Genomic DNA, 20,792 nt, shown 5'->3' with positions numbered 1-20,792 from the left:
ATACGCTTAAGTTAACATGGCTCCGTTAACCTGAATAACTTGTCCTGAAATATAAGAACTCATGTCAGACCCTAGGAATACACAGGCATCGGCCACTTCTTCAGGCTTGCCACCTCGCTTCATTGGGATGGCGTCTCTCCAGCCTTGGACAGTCTTCTCGTCCAGCACTTCTGTCATTTCTGTTTCGATAAAGCCAGGAGCAACGGCATTGCTGCGGATGCCCCTTGAACCCAATTCCAAGGCTACTGATTTGGTGAAACCAATGATGCCAGCTTTTGAGGCTGCATAGTTGGCCTGACCTGCGTTGCCTTTGATGCCTACTACAGAAGTGATGTTGATGATACTTCCGGATTTTTGCTTCATCATGGTTCTGTTGGCAGCTTTCACTGTGTTGAAGCAAGATTTCAAGTTGATATTTATGACCTCATCCCAAGCTTCTTCGGTCATTCTCATCAGCAAGTTGTCTCGGGTAATGCCTGCATTGTTTACTAAAATATCTAAGGAACCAAACTCCTTGACTACATCACTGACCAATTCTTCCGCTGCGTTGAAGTTAGATGCATCAGAACGGTAACCTTTGGCTTTGATACCAAATTCTGCCAATTCTTTTTCCAAAGCTTGGCCTTTTTCAACACTTGATAAAAAAGTAAAAGCGACCTTAGCGCCTTCTTGGGCGTATTTGATAGCAATTGCTCTACCTATTCCTTTAGAAGCACCTGTGATCAGGGCTGTCTTTCCTGTAAGTAATCCCATATTTTTCGTTAAAGTTAGTTCTAATTGACGCGTCAAAAATAGGGATTTATTCCCAAAATCCAGTCAAGTAGCGTTTTTAAGCATTTTGGTTTGGGTAATTATCAAGGATTACGGGGTGGGTGTTTTCTTGCCTTTGCACTAGGTTATAAATGGAATCCAAATTTTTTTCTGAGCTTAAATATTTTAAATTTGCGATGGTTAAAAATGCTATTTAAAAAATACACATATGTCTTCAACAAAATTTGATGTTATTGTAGTAGGTAGTGGTCCGGGTGGATATGTAGCGGCAATTCGCGCATCTCAGCTAGGCCTTAAAACTGCTGTTGTAGAAGCTGCCGAGTTGGGTGGTATTTGTTTGAACTGGGGATGTATCCCTACTAAAGCCTTGTTGAAAAGTGCGCAGGTTTTTGAATACATCAATCATGCAAGTGATTACGGTATTTCAGTGAAGGAAGCAGAAGCGGACTTTGGTGGAATGGTGAAGAGAAGCAGGGGAGTAGCCAACGGCATGAGCAAAGGAATCCAGTTTTTGTTCAAAAAGAACAAGATCGAGCAGTTGCTTGGCTGGGGCAAAGTGAAGCCAGGCAAAAAAGTGGAAGTTGAAGATAAAGATGGAAATAAAACAACGTATAGCGCAGATCATATCATCATTGCGACAGGAGCCAGGTCAAGAGAGCTTCCTGCCATTAAGATAGATGATAAGAAGATCATTGGTTATCGTAAGGCCATGACATTGGAAAAGCAGCCTAAGAAAATGGTTGTAGTGGGTTCTGGTGCCATTGGAGTTGAATTTGCCTATTTCTATGCAGCGATTGGTACTGAAGTTACCATTGTGGAATTCATGGATAGGATCGTTCCTAATGAAGATGCTGAAGTATCTAAGTCATTAGAGAAACTATACAAAAAATCTGGTATGAACATCATGACCAGTACAGAAGTGACTGCTGTGGACACTAAAGGTGATGGCTGTAAAGTGACGGTGAAGAGCAAGAAAGGCGAAGAAACACTGGAGTGTGATGTTGTACTTTCAGCTGTCGGTGTAGTGGCGAATGTGGAAAACTGTGGACTTGAAGATGTTGGGATCGTAGTGGATAGAGGCCGTGTAAAAGTGGATGAATTCTATAAGACCAATATGCCAGGGTATTATGCCATTGGTGATGTGATTCCAGGACCAGCTTTGGCACACGTAGCTTCTGCAGAAGGGATCATTTGTGTGGAAAAGATTGCAGGACAAAATCCTGAGCCTTTGGATTATAACAATATTCCAGGCTGTACTTACTGTTCTCCTGAGATTGCTTCTGTAGGATATACTGAGGAAAAAGCCAAAGAAGCGGGATATGAAGTCAAAGTGGGTAAGTTCCCATTCTCTGCTTCTGGTAAAGCTTCTGCAGCGGGTGCGAAAGATGGATTTGTAAAATTGATCTTTGATGCCAAGTACGGAGAGTTGTTAGGTGGTCATATGATCGGATCAAATGTTACAGAAATGATTGCGGAGATTGTTGCGATTCGTAAACTGGAAACCACTGGTCATGAGTTGATTAAGACGGTTCATCCTCACCCGACCATGTCTGAAGCCATTATGGAGGCAGCAGCAGCGGCATATGATGAGGTGATTCACTTGTAAATATCAATAAGTTATTTTAATATTATAACACGAGATAGGTTTCTGTCTCGTGTTTTCTTTTTATGAGCGAACAATAGAAAAAAATAATCCTCAGCAACTTTTGCAAGAAGAACAACTCATATCAGGGCTGCGAGCCAAGGATAAGCAAACTGTTGACTATTTGTATGAAAAATACAGTAGGGCCTTGTTTGCTGTGATTTCGCGGGTGATCAAAGACCGAGATATTGCAGAGGAAGTCTTTCATGATGCTTTTGTAAAAATCATTCGTAAAATAGATAGTTACGATGAGTCAAAGGGCAGGCTTTATACTTGGATGGCCAATGTCTGTAGAAATGCTGCCATAGACAAAACCCGATCTAAGGAATTCTCAAAAAGTAGTAAGACCAATACGATTGATAACTACGTATATGGTTTGGAAGGAAGGTCTGGAACTGTAGAAGCAGTCGATGGGATCGGTGTAAAGGAACTCATTACTACATTGAATGAGGAGCAAAGGTTTGTGGTTGAATGTATTTATTTTAAAGGCTATACCCATTCTGAAATTTCTGAAGAGTATGAAATTCCACTGGGAACGGTGAAATCCAGGATTCGTGCGGCCATAGGGGTGTTAAAAAAGAATATTAATAAAATTTAGTGGATATTCAGTCTTACATAGCGTCAGGTAAGTTGGAGCTTTTCGTGCTGGGAGAACTCAGTGAAAGGGAGCGGGAAGAAGTCCTGCAGCTCTCCAAGCAATATCCTGAAATCAGGAAGGAGCTTGATGAGATTGAAGAGGCAATGTTTGCCTTTGATAACAGCAGCGGAATGTCTCCCTCAGGCGAGGTGAAAGATAAAATTTTCGATTCACTTTCTGCCGAATTGGATTCGCCAGCAGGTACTTTCGAAAGAACTTCAATAGCTTCAACAAAAGAGGTCGCCTTAAAGCCTTGGAAAAGTTTTGCTGTAGCCGCATCACTTGTGGCGGTGCTAGCAATAGGTTCAGCGGTATATTTTGCGGTTAAATTCTATGATGTGGAGGAGAGGTTCACTGCTTTATTACAAGAAAGAAATATACTAGTGGAAGAGTTGGATGTTAATCAGGCTAATTTTGAGCATGTAGACAGGCAATTAGAAACTTTATTGACAGGCAACTATCAGCGTGTTCCTATGAAAGGAGAGTCATTTGAAATTCAGAAGGATGCTCGCGTAGATGTTTTCTGGGACAAAGGTACAGAAAAGGTGTTTGTTTCAGTTAATCAGTTGGCAGATTTGGGTGGAGACAAGGATTATCAGTTGTGGGCTATCGGTGATGATGGACCAGTGGGGATTGGTATAGTGAAGCCTGGAGAGAAGTTGACTTTACAGCAGATGGAGTTGGCGTCTAGTGCGGGTGCTTTTGCCATCACGATTGAACCCAAAGGAGGCAGCCAGTCTCCAACTTTAGAAAATCTGGTTGTTATTGGAGAGGTAGTTTAAATTACATCAAAACATAAATATTGACAAACCCCGTCCGTTTATACCGGCGGGGTTTTTATTGTGCCCAAAAATCCTGAATTTAGGTCATTGATTTAATTGATATTATGGAACTCGAGTTATCAACCCCAGCTTTATTGTTTTCTGCGATTACCCTATTGATGCTGGCTTATACCAATAGGTTTTTAGCGATGGCCAGTCTGATCAGGGGTTTAAATGAGCGATATAGGGAAAATCCAGAAGAAGTATTATTGTTAGAACAGTTAAAGAACCTGAGAAAGCGTGTCCATATGATCAAAAACATGCAGATCTTCGGTGTGGTGAGCTTCTTGCTTTGCGTGATTTGTATGTTTTTGATTTATCAGGAGTTTAAGATGGCCGCCAATGTCGTTTTTATGCTGAGCATGATTTCCCTTTTGATTTCTTTATTTATATCCTTAATGGAAATAAATCTTTCCACCAAAGCACTAAATATTGAGTTAGGGGATATGGAAGAGAGCTTCAGGCAATCAAAAGGGCCTTTTAAGTTTATGTTTAAAGATTCAAAAGATCCATCCATTAAGTCATGAACCGAAGTTTAAGATCCTCATATTTTAAACTAGTTTTTTACATGGCCCCATTATACTTGTCCGAATTGAGAAAGAAGATTGGGCATTGGGAAAATCTTTAGTGATAAATAATTAATGAACGAAATGAATATTGATTTAAGAAGTGACACGGTTACAAAGCCAACTCCTGCGATGCTTGATGCCATGTGGTCTGCTAAAGTAGGGGATGATGTTTTTGGAGAAGACCCTACTGTGGCGGAACTTGAAAACAAATTGGCTGGTCTTTTCGGGATGGAGGCAGGGCTGTTCTGTCCTTCTGGTACCATGACCAACCAAATTGCTGTTAAGCTACATACTGGGCCTCAGAAAGAGGTTATTTGTCATAAATATTCCCATATTTATTTATATGAAGCTGGGGGGATTATGTCCAATGCCTTTGCTTCTGTGAAGTTGTTGGATGGTGAGTTCGGAAAAGTGACTGTGGAAGATGTAGCTGATGCGATTAATGGGGACGATATTCATGCACCTGAAACTTCATTGGTAGCTTTGGAGAATACAATGAATAAAGGTGGAGGGAGTGTTTATTCTTTGGAGGAAGTTAGACCGATCAGTGAGCTTTGCAGAGAGAGCAAACTTAAATTACACTTGGATGGAGCACGGATTTTTAATGCTCTAGTCAAAACTGGGGAACCTGCGAAGGCTTGGGGGGCTATGTTTGATACCATTTCGGTTTGTATAAGCAAGGGGTTAGGTTGTCCTGTTGGCTCTGTACTTTTGGGAGATAATGAAACCATTAAAAGGGCCAAGAGAGTGAGAAAGGCTTTTGGAGGAGGAATGAGACAGGCAGGCTTTTTAGCTGCTGCTGGAATCTATGCGTTGGATCATCATGTTGACCGCTTAAAGGAGGATCATCAAAGGGCGGAAGCTTTAGCTTCTGTATTGAAGCATCACCCGAATGTTTCGAAAATATTACCTGTATCTACCAATATTGTCATTGCTCAATTGGTTGGTGTGACCCCAAAGGAAATGTTAGATCAATTGGAAAGAAAAGGGATCAAAGCTGTCGCTTTCGGGAAAGATCTGATTCGTTTTGTTACCCATCTTGATTTTACGGATGAGCACCTAGACGCATTCTCACAAAGGATTATGTAAACTGATAATCAAATTTTGGGAGCATGGAAAAGCTCCCTAACTTACTAAAAATTAAAAAAACTGAATAATGAGTCAAGAGCCATTAGCGGAGCGGATGAGGCCAACGAGGCTGGAAGACCTGATAGGACAGTCTCATTTGACTGCCCCAAATACCTTTCTATTTAGAGCCATAAAAAATGGAACGGTTCCCTCTTTGATTCTCTGGGGGCCTCCTGGAGTTGGAAAAACAACCATTGCCAATATTATAGCCAATGAGGTGAAAGCTCCTTTTTATACCCTTAGTGCCATAAGTGCAGGGGTAAAGGATATCCGTGCGGTGATTGAGAAGGCCAAGTTCCAGCAAGGAGTGGTGCTGTTTATAGATGAGATCCATCGCTTTAACAAGTCTCAGCAGGATGCTTTATTGGGAGCAGTGGAGAAGGGGCAAATCAGGTTGATTGGGGCCACTACAGAAAACCCTTCCTTTGAGGTAAATGCTGCATTACTCTCCCGTTGTCAGGTTTTTACCTTAAATTCTTTGGAAAAAAAGGACTTGGAGGCCATGATCCAGCAGGCTTTGGAGCATGATATTCTGATGAAAAAAAAGAACGTTGAGCTTAAGGAGACAGAGGCTTTATTGAGGTTGTCCGGTGGTGATGGAAGAAAACTACTTAACCTATTGGAGATAGTTGTCAATGCCATTCCAGAAGATCCTATTGTTGTTACCAATGATAAAGTTACAGCCATTGCCCAACAAAAAGTGGCGATTTACGATAAGTCGGGAGAGCAACACTATGATATCATTTCCGCTTTTATCAAATCGATAAGGGGTTCGGATCCAAACGCAGCGGTTTATTGGTTGGCCAGGATGATAGAAGGAGGGGAGGATGTGAAATTTATTGCTAGAAGGTTGGTGATTTTGGCTTCTGAGGATATCGGCAATGCCAACCCAAATGCATTGCTGCTGGCTACTCAGGCTTTTGAGGCAGTTAAGATCATCGGCTACCCGGAAGCAAGAATTATTCTTTCGCAGTGTGTTACTTATCTGGCGAGTTCAGCCAAAAGTAATGCAAGTTATGTGGCTATCAATCAAGCGCAGTCCATTGTCAGGCAGGAGGGGGATTTGCCAGTACCCATTCATTTAAGAAATGCTCCAACTAAGTTGATGAAAGATCTTAATTATGGCAAAGGCTACAAATATGCCCATGACTATGAAGGGAATTTTGTGGAAGAGGAATTTATGCCCGATAAACTCAAAGGAGTTAAGCTATATGACCCAGGAAGAAATGCCCGTGAAAATGACCTGAGGAAAAACCTTCAAAAAATGTGGGGTAAAAAATATGGGTACTGAATATAGTACCCATTTCTGTTTTCAAAGAAGTTTAGCTTAGAATTAAGCTTGTTTGTGCTTGGCAGTTTTTTCGTCAATGGTGACATCTGCATCTTTACGGATTTGCATTCGGTAGTATACCAAAACCTCGTCGGCGCCTGCAGCCAGGACTGCTTCTTGGGCTTCTTTCGCAATCTGCATCAATTGGCTTTCTTCCCCCTCCATGACAGTTTCAAAAGGAGTTACTTCATATTTGACACCAGAAGCTTTGATGACCTCAATGGCTTTGTCAACCAAGTCATACGCACTGAGCGATTTACTTTTTGGAACAATTTGGATACCTAAATTGATGGTTTTCATTCTATGAATAGTTAGTCGTTGTACTGGCTCATGGTCATATTGATGCCGATGGTGCTAAAGCTCTTGATCATGTCAATGGCTTTGTCCATATAAATTGGGAGTTCATTGATTTCTTTTTGAGACCACCTGCCCAAAACATAGTCCACTTGCTTGCCTTTGGGAAAGTCGTCTCCTATACCAAATTTTAGTCTGGGGTAGTTTTGCCCTCCAGTAAGCTCCTCAATGTTTTTTAGTCCATTGTGTCCTGCGGATGACCCTTTTGCTCTCAATCTTAATTTTCCAAAAGGCAATGCCACATCATCTACCACCACGAGGATGTTCTCCTTAGGAACTTTAAGCTCCTTCATCCAATAATTAACAGCCTTACCGCTTAAGTTCATGTAAGTGGTCGGTTTAATTAAATGAATTTGCCTTCCTTTATATTTCAATTCTGTAGTAAAGGCCAACCGGTTGCTGTTCCAGCTGACACCTTCTTGGTCTGCTAATCTGTCCAGTGTCAGGAACCCTACATTATGACGGGTCAGTTCGTATTCTGGCCCAATATTTCCCAGACCAATAATGAGGTATTTCATGTGATGGTTTTAGTCAAATCAAATGCAAAAATAAAAAATCCTGCCAACATGGAGCTGACAGGATTTTTAAAATATTGGTTAAAATTAAATTAACCTTCAGTTTCTTCGGTAGATTTCTTGCCTCTAAGTGCTCTTGGGATACCGATAGTAGCGATTGATACGTTAGGATTAGTAAGGATTTCGAAACCTTCTACCTTAACCTCAGCAACTTTTACAGATTTACCAAGCTCCAAGTGGCTGATAGAAACAGGGATGCTATCTGGAAGGTCTTTCGCCAAACCTTTAACGCTAAGCGTTCTAGCTTTTAGCTCAAGTTTACCACCTTTAAGGATACCAGGAGAAGATCCTTTGATTTCCACTGGGATATCCATTTTGATCGCTTTATCTTCACTGAAAGCCAAGAAGTCAGCGTGTAGCAATGTTTCACTTACTGGGTGGTACTGTGCTTCACGAAGGATAGCTTTGACTTTAGTACCTTCAATGTTTAGGTCTACCATGTGTACTTCTGGAGTATAAATTAATTCCTTGAAAAGGATGGCAGGTGAATGAAAGTGGATTTGCTCTTTGATACCTGGTCCGTAAACCACACAAGGAACGCTTCCTTCTTCGCGGATTTGAGTCAATTCCGACTTGTCGAGATTTGCTCTTTTAAACCCTATAATCTCTAACGATTTCATAATCTAGAATATATAAGTGTATGAATAAATAAATTTCATTTAAATGAACAGGGCACTGATAGAATCATTTCCTGTTACGGCATGAATGGCTTTGGCAAATAACTCAGCCACAGTCAATACCTTTATTTTTGAAGATTCCTTTTTAAGAGGAATGGTGTCTGTGATTACCAGTTCTTCCAAAACGGAATTTTCAATATTGTCGTACGCTTTTCCGGACAAAACACCATGAGTAGCGATGGCCCTTACGGAATTGGCGCCCTTGTCAAGAATGATTTGGGCAGCCTTACACATAGTGCCTGCTGTATCGACCATGTCATCAACCAGTACAACGTCTTTCCCTTCTACATCACCGATTACTTGCATGGAAGCCACTTCATTGGCCCTTTTTCTGTGCTTGTCACAAACGACCATTTCAACTTCAAAATGCTTGGCATAAGCTCGAGCGCGACCTACCCCTCCTACATCAGGAGAAGCGAAGATCAGGTTATCTCCCAAATCCAGGCTTTTCAAATAGGGCACAAAAATAGCTGATCCATTTAAATGATCCAAAGGAATGTCGAAAAAACCTTGGATTTGGCCAGCGTGTAAGTCACAAGTCATGATCCTGTCCGCGCCAGCTGAAGTGATCATGTTAGCAATTAATTTTGCGGCTATTGATACACGAGGTCTGTCTTTGCGGTCTTGTCTGGCATAGCCAAAGTAAGGTACTACAGCACATACTTTATACGCACTGGCTCTCTTGGCGGCATCAATCATCAAACAAAGTTCCAGAAGATTGTCTGCATTAGGGTTGGTGGATTGGATCAGAAATACATGGCACCCCCTTACAGATTCATCAAAGCTGGGTGACATCTCTCCATCACTAAACTTGGAAAGAGTCATATCACCTAATTCCTGACCGTAATTTTTTGCAATGGATTCAGCTAGTTTTTTTGTATTGGTTCCGGCAAAGAGTTTAACCTCGGGCATGGTGTGTGTATTTTGTTGTCTGATTTGAGTTATAAAGCACAAAGATAGGAAAAAAGGTTGAACTCAGTAGAAAAGCTGGTGAGTAAACCTTTGTTTCATAAAGTATAAAAAACATACTGTTAATCCAGTGTTACATTGTTATTAAATTAATTAACATATTGATAACTTATAATTAAAACATGGATTAAGTTAAATATGTAATTTTGCGCCCTGTTAAATGATGGTTTGCCCATCAGCCAAATTTGAAGAGGAAATGCAAGGAGCTTCTTTTAAATTTCTGGCAGCAAAGTTATCTTACTAAAAATTAACAAATCTTATGGATTACAGGAAGGCTTTTGCCTTTGTGGTCGTGTTCATATCGTTTGCGATGAGTGCGAGTGCTTTTCAGGATACGAAAAGTGATTCTGTTAAAAAAGTAGATGTGCAATACACTTCTAAAGGATTTCAATTTACGAGTCCTGACAATAAGTATAGGCTTCAAATAGGAGGAAGGTTACAGTTTAGGTATGCTTATCCGGCCGATCAGGACCCCGTTTCCTTTGATGATTTTGATGTTCCTAAGAGAAATATCTTCAAAATAAACCGGGCTAGGTTGAAGGTAGGGGGATTTGCCCATCAGCCATGGTTGAAATACTATTTTGAGTATGAGCTAGGGGCTAACAGGCTGTTGAACTTTGAGGTGAAAGCTGAGAAGTGGGAGTGGTTAAGCTTTAAATTTGGCCAATGGAAGATAGAATATACCCGTGAGCGGTCCATTTCCAGTGGAAAACAACAAATGATGGAGCGATCCATTATCAATAGGCCGTTTACACTTGACCGACAGCAGGGTGTCTCAATGTATGGTCACCTTGATAAGGGCGGATTGGCTGATTTTAACTATCATTTTTCGATTTTGACAGGTAATGGTCGAGGAGCTAGGGAAAATGATGATGAGAAGTTAATGTATGTAGGGAAAGTGTTTTGGAACTTCATGGGAGATGGAGTGGCTATATCTGGCTCTGACTTGGTTCATCAAGAAACGCCTCAGGCTTCATTTGCCTTAGCGGGAGCAACCAATACTAGTCCCTATACTAGGTTTTCATCTAGTGGAGGTGGAGAACTGGAGGGGTATGAAGATGGAGAGGCAGGGCAGTATAAAACAGACCAGTGGGTGTTTGAAACAGCTTTTCAATTCAAGTCTTTTAGTTGGCAAAGTGAATACCATAGAAAACGGATTATTGATAATCTTTCAGGTGACCGCGATCACCTAGCAGGATTTTATGGGCAAGGAGGATATGTTTTAAATCATGAAGCTGCTTCGGCTGGAAAACCTTTGTATGAAATAGCAGCTAGATATGCCTATTATCAGCCAGAGTTGAGTATACCTAAGAATAGCGAGGAAGAGTTTTCTTTGGCTTTCAACTGTTTCTTTAATGGACATAGGAATAAGCTGACCACAGATGTGACTTATTTTGACTTTGATAGGGCTTCAGTAAATAGAGAAGCGTCGAGCTGGAGGTTTAGGGTACAATATGATTTTTCATTCTAGAAGGGTAATGGTATAAACTAAAGTAGTATAAGCTAGTAGGAAAGAATCTAATTATCCTGCTGGCTTTCTATTTTAGCTATTTAAGGATTTTTGGAACTGGTTGTAAAAGTTGATTCCTCAGATATCTTTATATCTTTGAGTTATGATATTTGAGGTGATCGGATGGCTTGGAGCCATTCTTTTTACAGTTTCTTATTTTTTGCTAGTAAGAGGTGTCCTACGGCAAGAAGGAGCACTCTATCATGTGCTCAACTTTGGTGGGGCGGTTTGTCTGATGGTAAATGCCATTCATTTTAAGGATAATGCTAACTTGGCGGTCAATGGCGTTTGGGCAGCTATCGCGCTAATGGCGCTTTATAAATGTTGCTCCTCTTTTTTGCGTAACAAATCATAAACCTGTTCTTTAAAATTCTCCACTTTTTTGTTGTAAGTGTCTTCGTTGTCGATCATGGAGAGGTAATAGTAAGCACCTTCAACTACCACGAAGATCTGCTCAGCCAAAAGTTGCGTGTCTTGGTTTTTCAAGGATTCATCCCTGTCCAGTATTTCCTTTAAGAATTCTCGAAGACGGTCATGTAGTTTTCTATATTCCTTTTTGATTACATCGTTTCTAAAGATCAAGGCATAACAGCTGTAAAACACTCCGTCATCGAAAAGAAGGTTCCATTCTCTTGAGAAGAGGCTGTCTACAAAAGTCTTTGGGTCAGCATGGTTTTTTGTTTCCAGTTCCTTGATTACAGGTTCATATATTTTCAAATACTGATCTAGGATGTAAGAAATAAGGTTGGAGATCAGGATGTCCTTGGTAGGGAAATAGTGCATCACCAAGCTAGGGGGGATCCCTAAGTGCTTACCTATTTTGGCAATAGATGTATTCTCAAGTCCGTTCTCTTTGGATAAATAGTAAAAGCCTTCTATAATCTCTTTTTTTCGCTCTGCTGAAATTTTGCCCTTCATTGTTATGTAAATGTTAAAACAAAGTTAAATGAAAAATGTTTGATGTCAAATTCTTTTGAAATCATATTTTCAATATATAATATTGAATGAGTGTTCAATATATGAATTATTTAGTCTCTTGAAAAATCTCAAAAGTATATTTAGAAAACTGGCATTGGCCAAAAGTTGGTTTTATAAAACTAGGTTTTAAATATTTCTTTAATGAGTACAAAGAAGTTGTGTGATTTTCATGTTGGACGCTTAAGGTAATAACCATTAAACAATTTATTTATGAAAAGAAGGGATTTCTTATTGAAAACTGCGGTAATGACCACTGGTGTTGGTCCGGCTGTTGCATTGGCTGCAGAGGAGAAAAGCGGCTCGGTGTTACGGGTGGCTCACATTACTGATGTCCATATAAGACCGGAAGAAAATGTGCCTGCTAGGGCCAAAACTTGGTTGGAAATAGTAAAGAAGCACAATCCCGATTTCTTTCTAAATGGAGGTGATAGCATTCATGATGCCAGTTATAATGGGGTTAGTAGAGTAAGAATGTTGGAGCAGTGGCAAGTGTGGGATGAGTTTAGAGCAGAGGTAAAGGAGTATGAGGTTTATAGCTGCATCGGCAATCATGATCCATGGTGGGATGTTCCAAGTAAACAGGATGATGAAATGTATGGCAAGCCTTATGTGGTTAAGAGGCTGGGAATTCCTGGAAACTATTATAGCTTTTCAAAAGGGAATTGGTGCTTTATTGTTTTGGACGGAAATCACGAAGGGATTAGTCTTGGAGCAGACCAGATGGCATGGTTGAAAGGGGAGTTGGAAAGTCTACCTAAAAATACACCTACTTTAATAATGTCTCATTTTCCCATCACTTCAATTACAAATGCTTTAGTGGGTGGTCAACATAGTGATCATAAGGAGTTGAAACAACTTTTTTATCAACATAAGGATAAAGTAAAAGTGTGCCTTAGCGGGCATCAACACCTATTGGACAGGGCATGGTATAATGGTGTGCATTATTTTTGTAACGGATCGCTTAGTGGTTTTTGGTGGGGGGATGGAGATGAACAGTCTGCAGGGAAACAGTATTACTTGGAAACACCTCCAGGTTATGCCATATTGGATTTGTACGAAGATGGAAGGGTTGAAAATCAGTATTTTCCGCTAGTTTAAACAAAAGACCTCATTACAGGGGCTTATGTTTTGTTATCTTCTTTTTACTGAACAATATTTTTTTTGATATGTCTGCCTGAGGATACTAAGTATCTTCTTAGAGTATTTTTTATGGTGAATCAATTGATGACTAATGTAATGATAGGCTGATGTCTTCTTTGCCTCAATGAATCCTACTATTATTTCAATTTTTTGTTTTCATGAAGTTTGGTCAATCATTGTTATTGTAGTGTTAAATATAAATTAATTGAAACAAAATTCTTGTTAAATTCTTTTGAATTATAGAATGCAATATTTAATATTGAATGAATGTTCAATAAATAAATTCAACATATCTCACTGAATTAGGTCTGATTGGTTAAGAAAAATTTGGTGACCATGTCTAATTAAAACACTTAGCTCTATGAAACATTATTTACGAAATCCTTTGAAATGCAAAGGTGGATGCAGGAGGGTGGGGATCACGTTCTTCCTGATGGTTTGCCTACACGTTTCGTCTTCTGCACGGCAGGCTGTGCGTGGGCAGGTGACAGATGCAGTGACCGGGATGACCATTCCTGGGGTATCTGTTTTGGAAAAAAACACACAAAAAGGTACGATCACGGATTTAGATGGGAATTATTCCATTACTGCTTCTTCGGAAAATGCCATGTTGGTTTTTTCCTTTATTGGATATGAAACAGTTGAAGTTCTAGTTGATGGTCAGTCTTCGATTGATGTTCAAATGGAAGAGCAGGAGACCTTATTAGAGCAGGTTGTAGTGGTAGGTTATGGTACCCAAAAAAAAATCAATGTCACAGGTGCGGTGGATCAAATTGCTGGTGAAGACATTATCAATAGACCAATTGCCAATGTGATGCAGGGGCTTCAAGGAATTAGCCCAGGGCTGAACATTACCTATCAAGGAGGTAAGCCTGGTTCTATTCCTAATATCAATATCAGGGGATTTACTTCCATCAATGGTGGAGGGCCTTTGATCGTGATAGATGGAGTAGCAGGCAATTATGATGACTTATTGAGGCTTAACCCAGCAGATATTGCTTCGTACTCAGTCCTGAGAGATGCCGCTTCAGCTGCCATTTATGGAGCTAGGGCTGCATTTGGGGTGGTTTTGATCACAACCAAACAAGGCAGTGAAGGAAAGCAGACCATTTCTTATAATAATTACTTTTCTTGGGGAAGACCAACGGTTTTGCCTGAGCCGGTTACAGATCCATATATTTATTCAAGGGTTTTGGAAACTGCTACGAACAATACACCTTGGGATTATGTGAATTATTCTGATGAGCATTATCAATGGGCAAAAGAAAGATCAGAGGACCCTTCAGTGGAAGATGTAAGGTTGGATCCCAATAATCCGAATCTATGGGCCTACATGGGAAGCAATGACTGGTACAATTATTTTTTCAATTCAGCCAGCTTTTCGACAAATCACAGTTTGTCTATTAGTGGAAACAGTGGAGGGAAAATGCCAGTAGGTTATTATGTGTCTGGAGATTACACCAATGAAAATGGTTTGAATAAATTGGCACCTGATTACTGGGATCGCTATTCTTTGAGGGCGAGAATTACAGCATCTCCCATGGAGTGGTTGAAATTGGATAACAACCTGAATATTTACCAAACAGAAAGAGCGGATCCAACAACCAATATCACGGACATTTATTATCTGCAACCCACAGATGTGGCCGAAAACCCTGATGGGACTTGGGCCAATACAGCAGCGGGTAGACTAGCCGCAAGGCTAACAGATGGCGGAAGAAACCAAGAGGATATGTTTGGTTTTCATAACATTCTTAGGACCACTGGAACTTTCTTGAACGGTGATTTGACGGTTACAGGTAATGCCAGCTTCAAAAGGGAACAATGGAAGTACCATTGGGATCAAAAGAAGTTTGACATTGGTTTCGGTCCAGATGATGTAAGGACTGAAGGGGGAGATGGTTCTGTGATTGAGCGAAATGGTACTTTGATCAATACGATTTTTGATCTTTATGGTAAATATTCCAAAACTTTGGGAAATCATAATTTTGGAATTTTGGCAGGCTATAACCAAGAGAACTATGAATATTCTTCTGTTCAGTCTGAAAGAAGGGTATTGATTTCATCTTCCTTGCCTTATATTGGCTTGACTACAGGAGATGCTTTTGTAACGCCTTCTTATAGTACTTATGCCACCAGAAGTGTATTTGGAAGAGCTAATTATACCTATAAGGAAAGGTATATTTTGGAATTTAATGGCCGATATGATGGTTCCTCTAGGTTCCCTGAAAACAACCGTTGGGGCTTTTTTCCTTCTGCATCCATGGCTTGGGTGATCAGTGAAGAACCGTTTTTTAAGGGTTTGAACGATGTTATTCCAAGCTTTAAACTCCGGGCTTCCTATGGTGGTTTGGGAAATCAGAATGTATCCAATTTCGGTTATATCCAATCACTTCCTACAGGCTTGTCCAGTTACCTCATCAATGGAAACCGACAGACAGTGATCACTTCTTCCCCTTCTTTAGCTGTGGATCCCAATTACTATACATGGGAGGAAGTAGTGACTTCCAACCTTGGAGCTGACTTAGGGTTTTTCAACGATAAGTTGACTGCCACATTGGATTTCTTTCTAAGGGACACCAAAGGAATGTTGACGGATCCAGTGGAATTACCTGGCGTGTTGGGAACTAGCCCTCCGAAGCAAAATGCAGCAGACCTGAGAACCAAAGGCTTTGAAGTGTCTTTGGGGTATAGGACCCAATTTGGAGATGCTGCACAGCCAGTCGTGCTGAATGTACGAGGTGTATTATCGGACTCTCAGTCAAAAATCACCAGTTTCCAAAATGAAAACAGGTTGTTTTCCAATTGGAGAGAGGGCCAGGAGATAGGAGAGATTTGGGGTTTGGTCAACGATGGTATTTTCATTTCAGAAGATGAAATTACCCAGTTGGATCAATCCGCTATTGTGCCTTGGGGGGCTCTGGATGTTGTGCCAGGCTGGCCTAAGTATCAGGATTTGAACAACGATGGTAAGATCGAGCGAGGCCAAACTGAGAATGATCCCAAGGATTTGACACTTATAGGAAACTCTACTGCCCGCTATCGATATGGTGCAAATATCGATGTGAGCTGGAATGGTTTTGATATGTCCGTATTTCTTCAAGGCGTGGGAAAAAGGGATTATTATCCAAGACATTACCTTTACTGGGGGCCTTATCAACAGCCATATGCCAATATTTATCCTTGGAATTTGGATTTTTACAGAGGGGCTGCTGATAGCGATGCATTGATGGCGCAGCACTCACAGTCTTATATTGATGCAGGTTTGGCCGAAGCTAATCCTGATGCAGAGTTTCCTGTTTTGCAGTCTTGGATGGCAGATGCCAACTATGGGGCAGGTCTGGATATTCCCCAAACTAAATACCTTCAAAACGCTGCTTACCTAAGGGTGAAAAATATCACTTTGGGTTATACCTTCCCTAAAACCATCACCCAAAAAATTAAAGTCAACAGGTTACGGGTCTTTGTGACAGGAGAGAACCTTTATGAATTCTCTTCCATCAAGGAATTTGTAGATCCAGAAGCCATCAATGACGGTTATGGTTGGGCTTATCCGTTCCAGAGGAAGTTTGCTTTTGGGGTAAATATTGATTTGTAATTTCAAAATGAACACCATCATGAAAAAATATATCATTTTATTGAGCGCACTTTTGGTTTTGGGCTCATGTGACGAAGATTTTATGGATCGGTATCCACAGACTTCTGTGGCCCCAGAAGAATTTTTCAAGTCTGAGGAGGATTTGGAACTATATGTTAATGGTTTATTGTCTCTTTCAGGTTCTGGTAGTTACCTATCTGATCAGAGCAGTGACAATATGGCAACTACTGGCGCCATTGAAATAAAAAATATCATGACAGGAGATCCTAGTTCACAGACCATTACTGGAGGTTGGAACTGGGGTAGGTTGAGAAATATCAACTACTTTCTTGATAATTATGAACAGGCTCAGGCTTCAGAAGAAGCTAAGGGACATTTTTCAGGGCTTGCCAGGTATTATCGGGCGCAGTTTTATTTTGGAATGGTCAAGCGCTATTCGGATGTGCCATGGTATGAAGTGACACTTAATCCAGGTGATGAGGACTTGTATAAAGCACGTGACCCCAGAGAAATGGTGATGGAAAAGGTTATGGAGGATTTGGAGTTTGCTGCCAACCATGTGAGAGAGAGTGTGCCTTCGGGCACTCCGGGTCTCTGGGCTGTCAAAACATTTTATGCAAGAGTAGCTTTGTACGAGGGGACTTATAGAAAATACCACTCTGAAATTGGGCTAGAGGGATCAGCCAATGGTTTTCTGGAAAAGGCAAGGGATGAAGCCATGTCTATTATGGATGGTGGTAAATTTGGAATCTACACCACAGGAAATATCCAAAGTGATTATGGTTCATTGTTCAGCAGTCAAAACCTGATCGGTAATCCTGAGGTGATCCTGGTGAACCCATATGATGTCAATAAAGATAGAAGTGGAGACGTTAATTATACAGTCTTTGGAGACTATGAGCAATCACCATCCAGGGACTTAGTGATGACTTACCTGATGGCAGATGGAAGTAGTTTTACGGCTCAGACAGGCCATGAGACTATGGGCTTTGTGGAGGAATTTCAAAATAGAGATCCTCGATTGATGCAGACAATCGCCTATCCTGGTTGGGTAAGGCAGCCCAATAGCGATCCATATATCCAATCTTTAAACAAAAATTTCACTGGATACCATCAGCTCAAGGGGTACAACAATACGGTAGATAATATTGAAGTGGGGAGCGTTGACTTTCCTGTTTACCGATATGCAGAGGTGCTGCTGACCTATGCAGAGGCCAAGGCTGAGTTGGGAGAACTGACTCAAGGAGATTTGGATGAAACCGTTAATGTTCTTCGACAAAGAGTGGGCTTGCCTGCTTTGGATATGGCTACAGCCAATGCCTCCCCGGACTTGTTTATGGCAGAGAAATATCCCAGCGTTAGTGGAGCCAACCAAGGGGTTATCCTAGAAATAAGAAGAGAAAGAAGGGTAGAATTTGCCTTGGAGGGTTACCGCTATGATGATCTGATGAGATGGCATGCTGGTAAGTTGTTGGAGATTATTCCTGAAGGGATGTACTTTTCTGGCTTGGGCAAATATGATATGACTGGCGATGGTGTGGAAGATATTATTTTGATTGACAAGGACAGTGATATTCCTACGGGAGATGCAAAAGAGAAAAACAGTCTTGGAGAATTCCTGATCTATTATAAAGCAGGAACCATCGAAGATAACGTGGATGTGTTCTTGAAAAATGGTGAAAATGGTGGTAATATGGTTACCGAAACAAAAGTGAGAACTTTTGAAGAACCTAAATACTATTACCGTCCTATTCCTGTTCAGCAAGTAACCTTGAATCCTAATCTTGAGCAGATTTTTGGTTGGAATTAAGATAAAATGAAAAATTATAAACTGGCTTGACCTAAATAGGGTTGGGCCAGTTTAGTATAATTGTAAAATAGTTAAATGTCCCTTTTGAAACGAATTCTTTTAACAGCGCTTTTACTTGGATCCCAGTTTGTCCAAGCCCAGCAAGGCGAAGAGGCTTTGGCATTTTCTGTGATGGTTTGGAATATTTGGCATGGAGGGAAAAGTGACTTTATCGGCAGGGATGGAGTAGATGATGTCATTGGAATTATCAAGGCTTCAGAGGCGGATGTGGTATTGATGATTGAGACTTATGGCTCCGGTAAGCGGATTGCTGATGCCTTGGGTTATTACTTTCATTTGATTGCAAAACCAGGTACTTTACTGGATGATCCTGCTGTTAACCTATCCATCCTAAGTAAGTTTCCTTTAGGTAAAAGAGTTGACCTGTACAGGTACTTTAATATTGGAGGGATAGAAGTGGCCTTGGATGAGCATGAAAGGATAGTGCTGTTCGATACTTGGTTAAACTATCAACCTTGGGATGATGAGCCTGAACTGATGGGTAAAAGCGGGGCAGAGTTGGTGGAATGGGAAAAGTCTGGTACCAGAGAAAGAGAAGTGACAACTATTCTCAAAGAACTTCAACCTTATTTGTCAACAACTGATGAAACACCACTGATTTTAGGTGGTGATTTCAATGTTTGGTCTCATTTGGATTGGACGGAAGCAACCAAGCAAGTTCACAAAGGGAAAGTAGTGCCTTGGTGGACGACCATGCAGTTTTCTAAAGTTGGCTTGCAGGATAGTTTTAGAGAAGTCAATCCCGACCCTTTGACTCATCCCGGCGTCAGTTGGGGAATGCCCGGAAAAAAAGATGATCACCGAATTGATTATTTGTTGTACAAAGGAAATCGCTTAGAGGTCATTGCCTCTGAAATACATAAAGTGGACTACAATCAATCATTTAATTACAAAGGAAAGACTTTTACCTTTCCATCAGACCATGGGTTTGTATGGACAAAGTTTAAACTCAAATACAAATGAAAAGAGTATTTATAGTAGCAGTCTGCTTCAGCATGCTGTTTTTTCAAGCGAGGGCTCAAGAGAGAGCCAAAAAGGCGCTTTTTGTGATCTTGGACGGTATTCCTGCAGATGTACTAGATTCTGTACCAACACCTAATATAGACAGGGTGATTAAAGCAGGCGGTTATACCAAAGCCTTGATGGGCGGAGATGTAGGAACTTATAGTCAAACCCCAACCATTTCCGCTGTTGGATACAATTCTTTATTGACAGGTACCTGGGTAAACAAGCATAATGTGTGGGGCAATTCCATTAAGCAACCAAATTATCATTATTGGACGATTTTCAGGTATTTCAAATCAGCCTTTCCAGAAAAGCAAACGGCCATTTTCTCTACTTGGTTGGATAACAGAACCAAGCTGGTTGGAGCTAATCTGCCCGCAACCAATTGGTTTGATTTTGACTATTATTTTGATGGAATGGAAAACGATACATTGAATTTTCCACATGATGAAGAAAGGAACTATATCCATTTGATAGATGAGGCCGTTTCCAAAGAAACTGCCCGTTATATCAAAGCAGAGGCACCGGATTTGTCATGGATGTATTTGGAATATTCTGATGATATGGGCCATAAATATGGGAACAGTCCTCAGATGATAGATGGGGTGCGCAAAGCTGATGTGCAGATTGGGAGAGTATGGGAAGCCATTCAATACCGTGAGAAAAAATTTGATGAGGACTGGTTGATTGTGATTACTACTGATCATGGTCGTGAAGAAAATGGGTTTGGGCATGGTGGCCAAAGCGAAAGAGAGCGAACCATTTGGATCGCTACCAATGCCAAACAAACCAATCAGCATTTTAATGATCAGGCTGAAATGGTCGATATATTACCTTCAATGGCCTGTCATTTAGGTTTGAATATTCCCAAAAAGTATGCGATGGAACTGGATGGAGTTTCCTTTATTGGTGAACTGTCTGCGGATAAAATGGTAGCTAAAGTTGAAAATGGTCAGCTTCAGTTAAGCTGGAAGTCATATGCTGACAAGCAAATCGGAAGGGTTTGGTTGGCCACTACCAATCACTTTAAAGAAGGAGACTTGGATAATTATTGGTTGATGGGGGAAGTGGAGTTAGGTCAGGAAAGCGCTTCTTTCTCTTTGAAGGGAACAGCGTCGGATATTTACAAAGTGGTGATGGAAACACCATCAGGTTACCTGAACTATTGGGTTTTGAAAGAGTAAGAAGTATTTATGACTGTATAACAAAGGAGTTTTC

At 40.8% G+C, this 20,792-nt stretch carries 19 protein-coding genes; 13 read left to right on the top strand and 6 right to left on the bottom strand.

What is annotated here, in order from left to right; all coding sequences use genetic code 11:
* Positions 1–6: 6 nt before the first annotated feature.
* A complete protein-coding gene (gene fabG, locus IFO69_RS15410; RefSeq protein WP_192011018.1) occupies positions 7–753 on the bottom strand; it encodes a 3-oxoacyl-[acyl-carrier-protein] reductase in 747 nt (248 codons plus the stop codon).
* A 226-nt stretch (positions 754–979) separates the two neighbouring features.
* Here fabG and lpdA point away from each other — a divergent pair, with 226 nt between their 5' ends.
* From lpdA to IFO69_RS15380, 6 genes are all read left to right on the top strand, one after another.
* The gene (gene lpdA, locus IFO69_RS15405) at positions 980–2,377 is read left to right on the top strand and encodes a dihydrolipoyl dehydrogenase (RefSeq protein WP_192011017.1); all 1,398 of its coding nucleotides are present in this window, start codon (positions 980–982) and stop codon (positions 2,375–2,377) included.
* A 100-nt stretch (positions 2,378–2,477) separates the two neighbouring features.
* Complete coding sequence (locus IFO69_RS15400; RefSeq protein ID WP_192011016.1) at positions 2,478–3,011, top strand: RNA polymerase sigma factor; 534 nt, start codon at positions 2,478–2,480, stop codon at positions 3,009–3,011.
* A complete protein-coding gene (locus IFO69_RS15395; RefSeq protein WP_192011015.1) occupies positions 3,011–3,832 on the top strand; it encodes an anti-sigma factor in 822 nt (273 codons plus the stop codon). Before IFO69_RS15400 ends, IFO69_RS15395 begins: the two co-directional genes overlap by 1 nt.
* Before the next feature lie 104 nt (positions 3,833–3,936).
* Positions 3,937–4,398, top strand: a complete 462-nt coding sequence (locus IFO69_RS15390) for a DUF2721 domain-containing protein (protein ID WP_192011014.1) — start codon at positions 3,937–3,939, stop codon at positions 4,396–4,398.
* A 123-nt stretch (positions 4,399–4,521) separates the two neighbouring features.
* On the top strand, positions 4,522–5,529 hold the full coding sequence (locus IFO69_RS15385; RefSeq protein WP_192011013.1) for a threonine aldolase family protein: 1,008 nt from the start codon (positions 4,522–4,524) through the stop codon (positions 5,527–5,529).
* A 67-nt stretch (positions 5,530–5,596) separates the two neighbouring features.
* Positions 5,597–6,859, top strand: coding sequence for a replication-associated recombination protein A (locus IFO69_RS15380; RefSeq protein WP_192011012.1), 1,263 nt, complete (start codon positions 5,597–5,599; stop codon positions 6,857–6,859).
* Between the two features lie 42 nt (positions 6,860–6,901).
* Here the strand turns inward: IFO69_RS15380 and IFO69_RS15375 are convergent, their stop codons facing one another.
* The 4 genes from IFO69_RS15375 to IFO69_RS15360 form a co-directional block, all read right to left on the bottom strand.
* Entirely contained in the window at positions 6,902–7,198 is a 297-nt protein-coding gene (locus tag IFO69_RS15375) for an MTH1187 family thiamine-binding protein (RefSeq protein WP_192011011.1), read from the bottom strand.
* A gap of 11 nt (positions 7,199–7,209) precedes the next feature.
* A complete protein-coding gene (pth, locus tag IFO69_RS15370; protein WP_192011010.1) occupies positions 7,210–7,770 on the bottom strand; it encodes an aminoacyl-tRNA hydrolase in 561 nt (186 codons plus the stop codon).
* Between the two features lie 89 nt (positions 7,771–7,859).
* Positions 7,860–8,447, bottom strand: a complete 588-nt coding sequence (locus IFO69_RS15365) for a 50S ribosomal protein L25/general stress protein Ctc (RefSeq protein ID WP_192011009.1) — start codon at positions 8,445–8,447, stop codon at positions 7,860–7,862.
* A 39-nt stretch (positions 8,448–8,486) separates the two neighbouring features.
* A complete protein-coding gene (locus IFO69_RS15360) occupies positions 8,487–9,416 on the bottom strand; it encodes a ribose-phosphate pyrophosphokinase (protein ID WP_192011008.1) in 930 nt (309 codons plus the stop codon).
* A gap of 316 nt (positions 9,417–9,732) precedes the next feature.
* On the opposite strand from IFO69_RS15360, the gene IFO69_RS15355 reads away from it, so the two are divergent.
* Together IFO69_RS15355 and IFO69_RS15350 are read left to right on the top strand one after the other, a co-directional pair.
* Positions 9,733–10,944, top strand: a complete 1,212-nt coding sequence (locus IFO69_RS15355; protein ID WP_192011007.1) for an OprO/OprP family phosphate-selective porin — start codon at positions 9,733–9,735, stop codon at positions 10,942–10,944.
* Positions 10,945–11,086: 142 nt separating this feature from the next.
* Complete coding sequence (locus IFO69_RS15350; protein ID WP_192011006.1) at positions 11,087–11,338, top strand: CBU_0592 family membrane protein; 252 nt, start codon at positions 11,087–11,089, stop codon at positions 11,336–11,338.
* Here the strand turns inward: IFO69_RS15350 and IFO69_RS15345 are convergent.
* Positions 11,299–11,901, bottom strand: a complete 603-nt coding sequence (locus IFO69_RS15345; RefSeq protein ID WP_192011005.1) for a TetR family transcriptional regulator — start codon at positions 11,899–11,901, stop codon at positions 11,299–11,301. The two genes, IFO69_RS15350 and IFO69_RS15345, sit on opposite strands and share 40 nt — an antisense overlap.
* A gap of 270 nt (positions 11,902–12,171) precedes the next feature.
* Here IFO69_RS15345 and IFO69_RS15340 point away from each other — a divergent pair, with 270 nt between their 5' ends.
* The 5 genes from IFO69_RS15340 (at position 12,172) to IFO69_RS15320 (ending at position 20,758) form a co-directional block, all read left to right on the top strand.
* Positions 12,172–13,059 (top strand): metallophosphoesterase family protein, encoded by an 888-nt coding sequence (locus IFO69_RS15340; RefSeq protein WP_192011004.1) that lies wholly within the window; start codon positions 12,172–12,174, stop codon positions 13,057–13,059.
* Positions 13,060–13,462: 403 nt separating this feature from the next.
* Entirely contained in the window at positions 13,463–16,699 is a 3,237-nt protein-coding gene (locus tag IFO69_RS15335) for a SusC/RagA family TonB-linked outer membrane protein (protein WP_192011003.1), read from the top strand.
* A gap of 19 nt (positions 16,700–16,718) precedes the next feature.
* Positions 16,719–18,509 (top strand): RagB/SusD family nutrient uptake outer membrane protein, encoded by a 1,791-nt coding sequence (locus tag IFO69_RS15330; protein ID WP_192011002.1) that lies wholly within the window; start codon positions 16,719–16,721, stop codon positions 18,507–18,509.
* Positions 18,510–18,584: 75 nt separating this feature from the next.
* Entirely contained in the window at positions 18,585–19,532 is a 948-nt protein-coding gene (locus IFO69_RS15325) for an endonuclease/exonuclease/phosphatase family protein (RefSeq protein ID WP_192011001.1), read from the top strand.
* Entirely contained in the window at positions 19,529–20,758 is a 1,230-nt protein-coding gene (locus IFO69_RS15320; protein WP_192011000.1) for an alkaline phosphatase family protein, read from the top strand. Before IFO69_RS15325 ends, IFO69_RS15320 begins: the two co-directional genes overlap by 4 nt.
* The last annotated feature ends 34 nt before the right edge of the window (positions 20,759–20,792 follow it).

This window comes from Echinicola arenosa (assembly GCF_014841125.1).
In the GTDB taxonomy this organism is placed as follows: domain Bacteria; phylum Bacteroidota; class Bacteroidia; order Cytophagales; family Cyclobacteriaceae; genus Echinicola; species Echinicola arenosa.
This window is presented reverse-complemented; position numbering and strand designations above follow the sequence as displayed.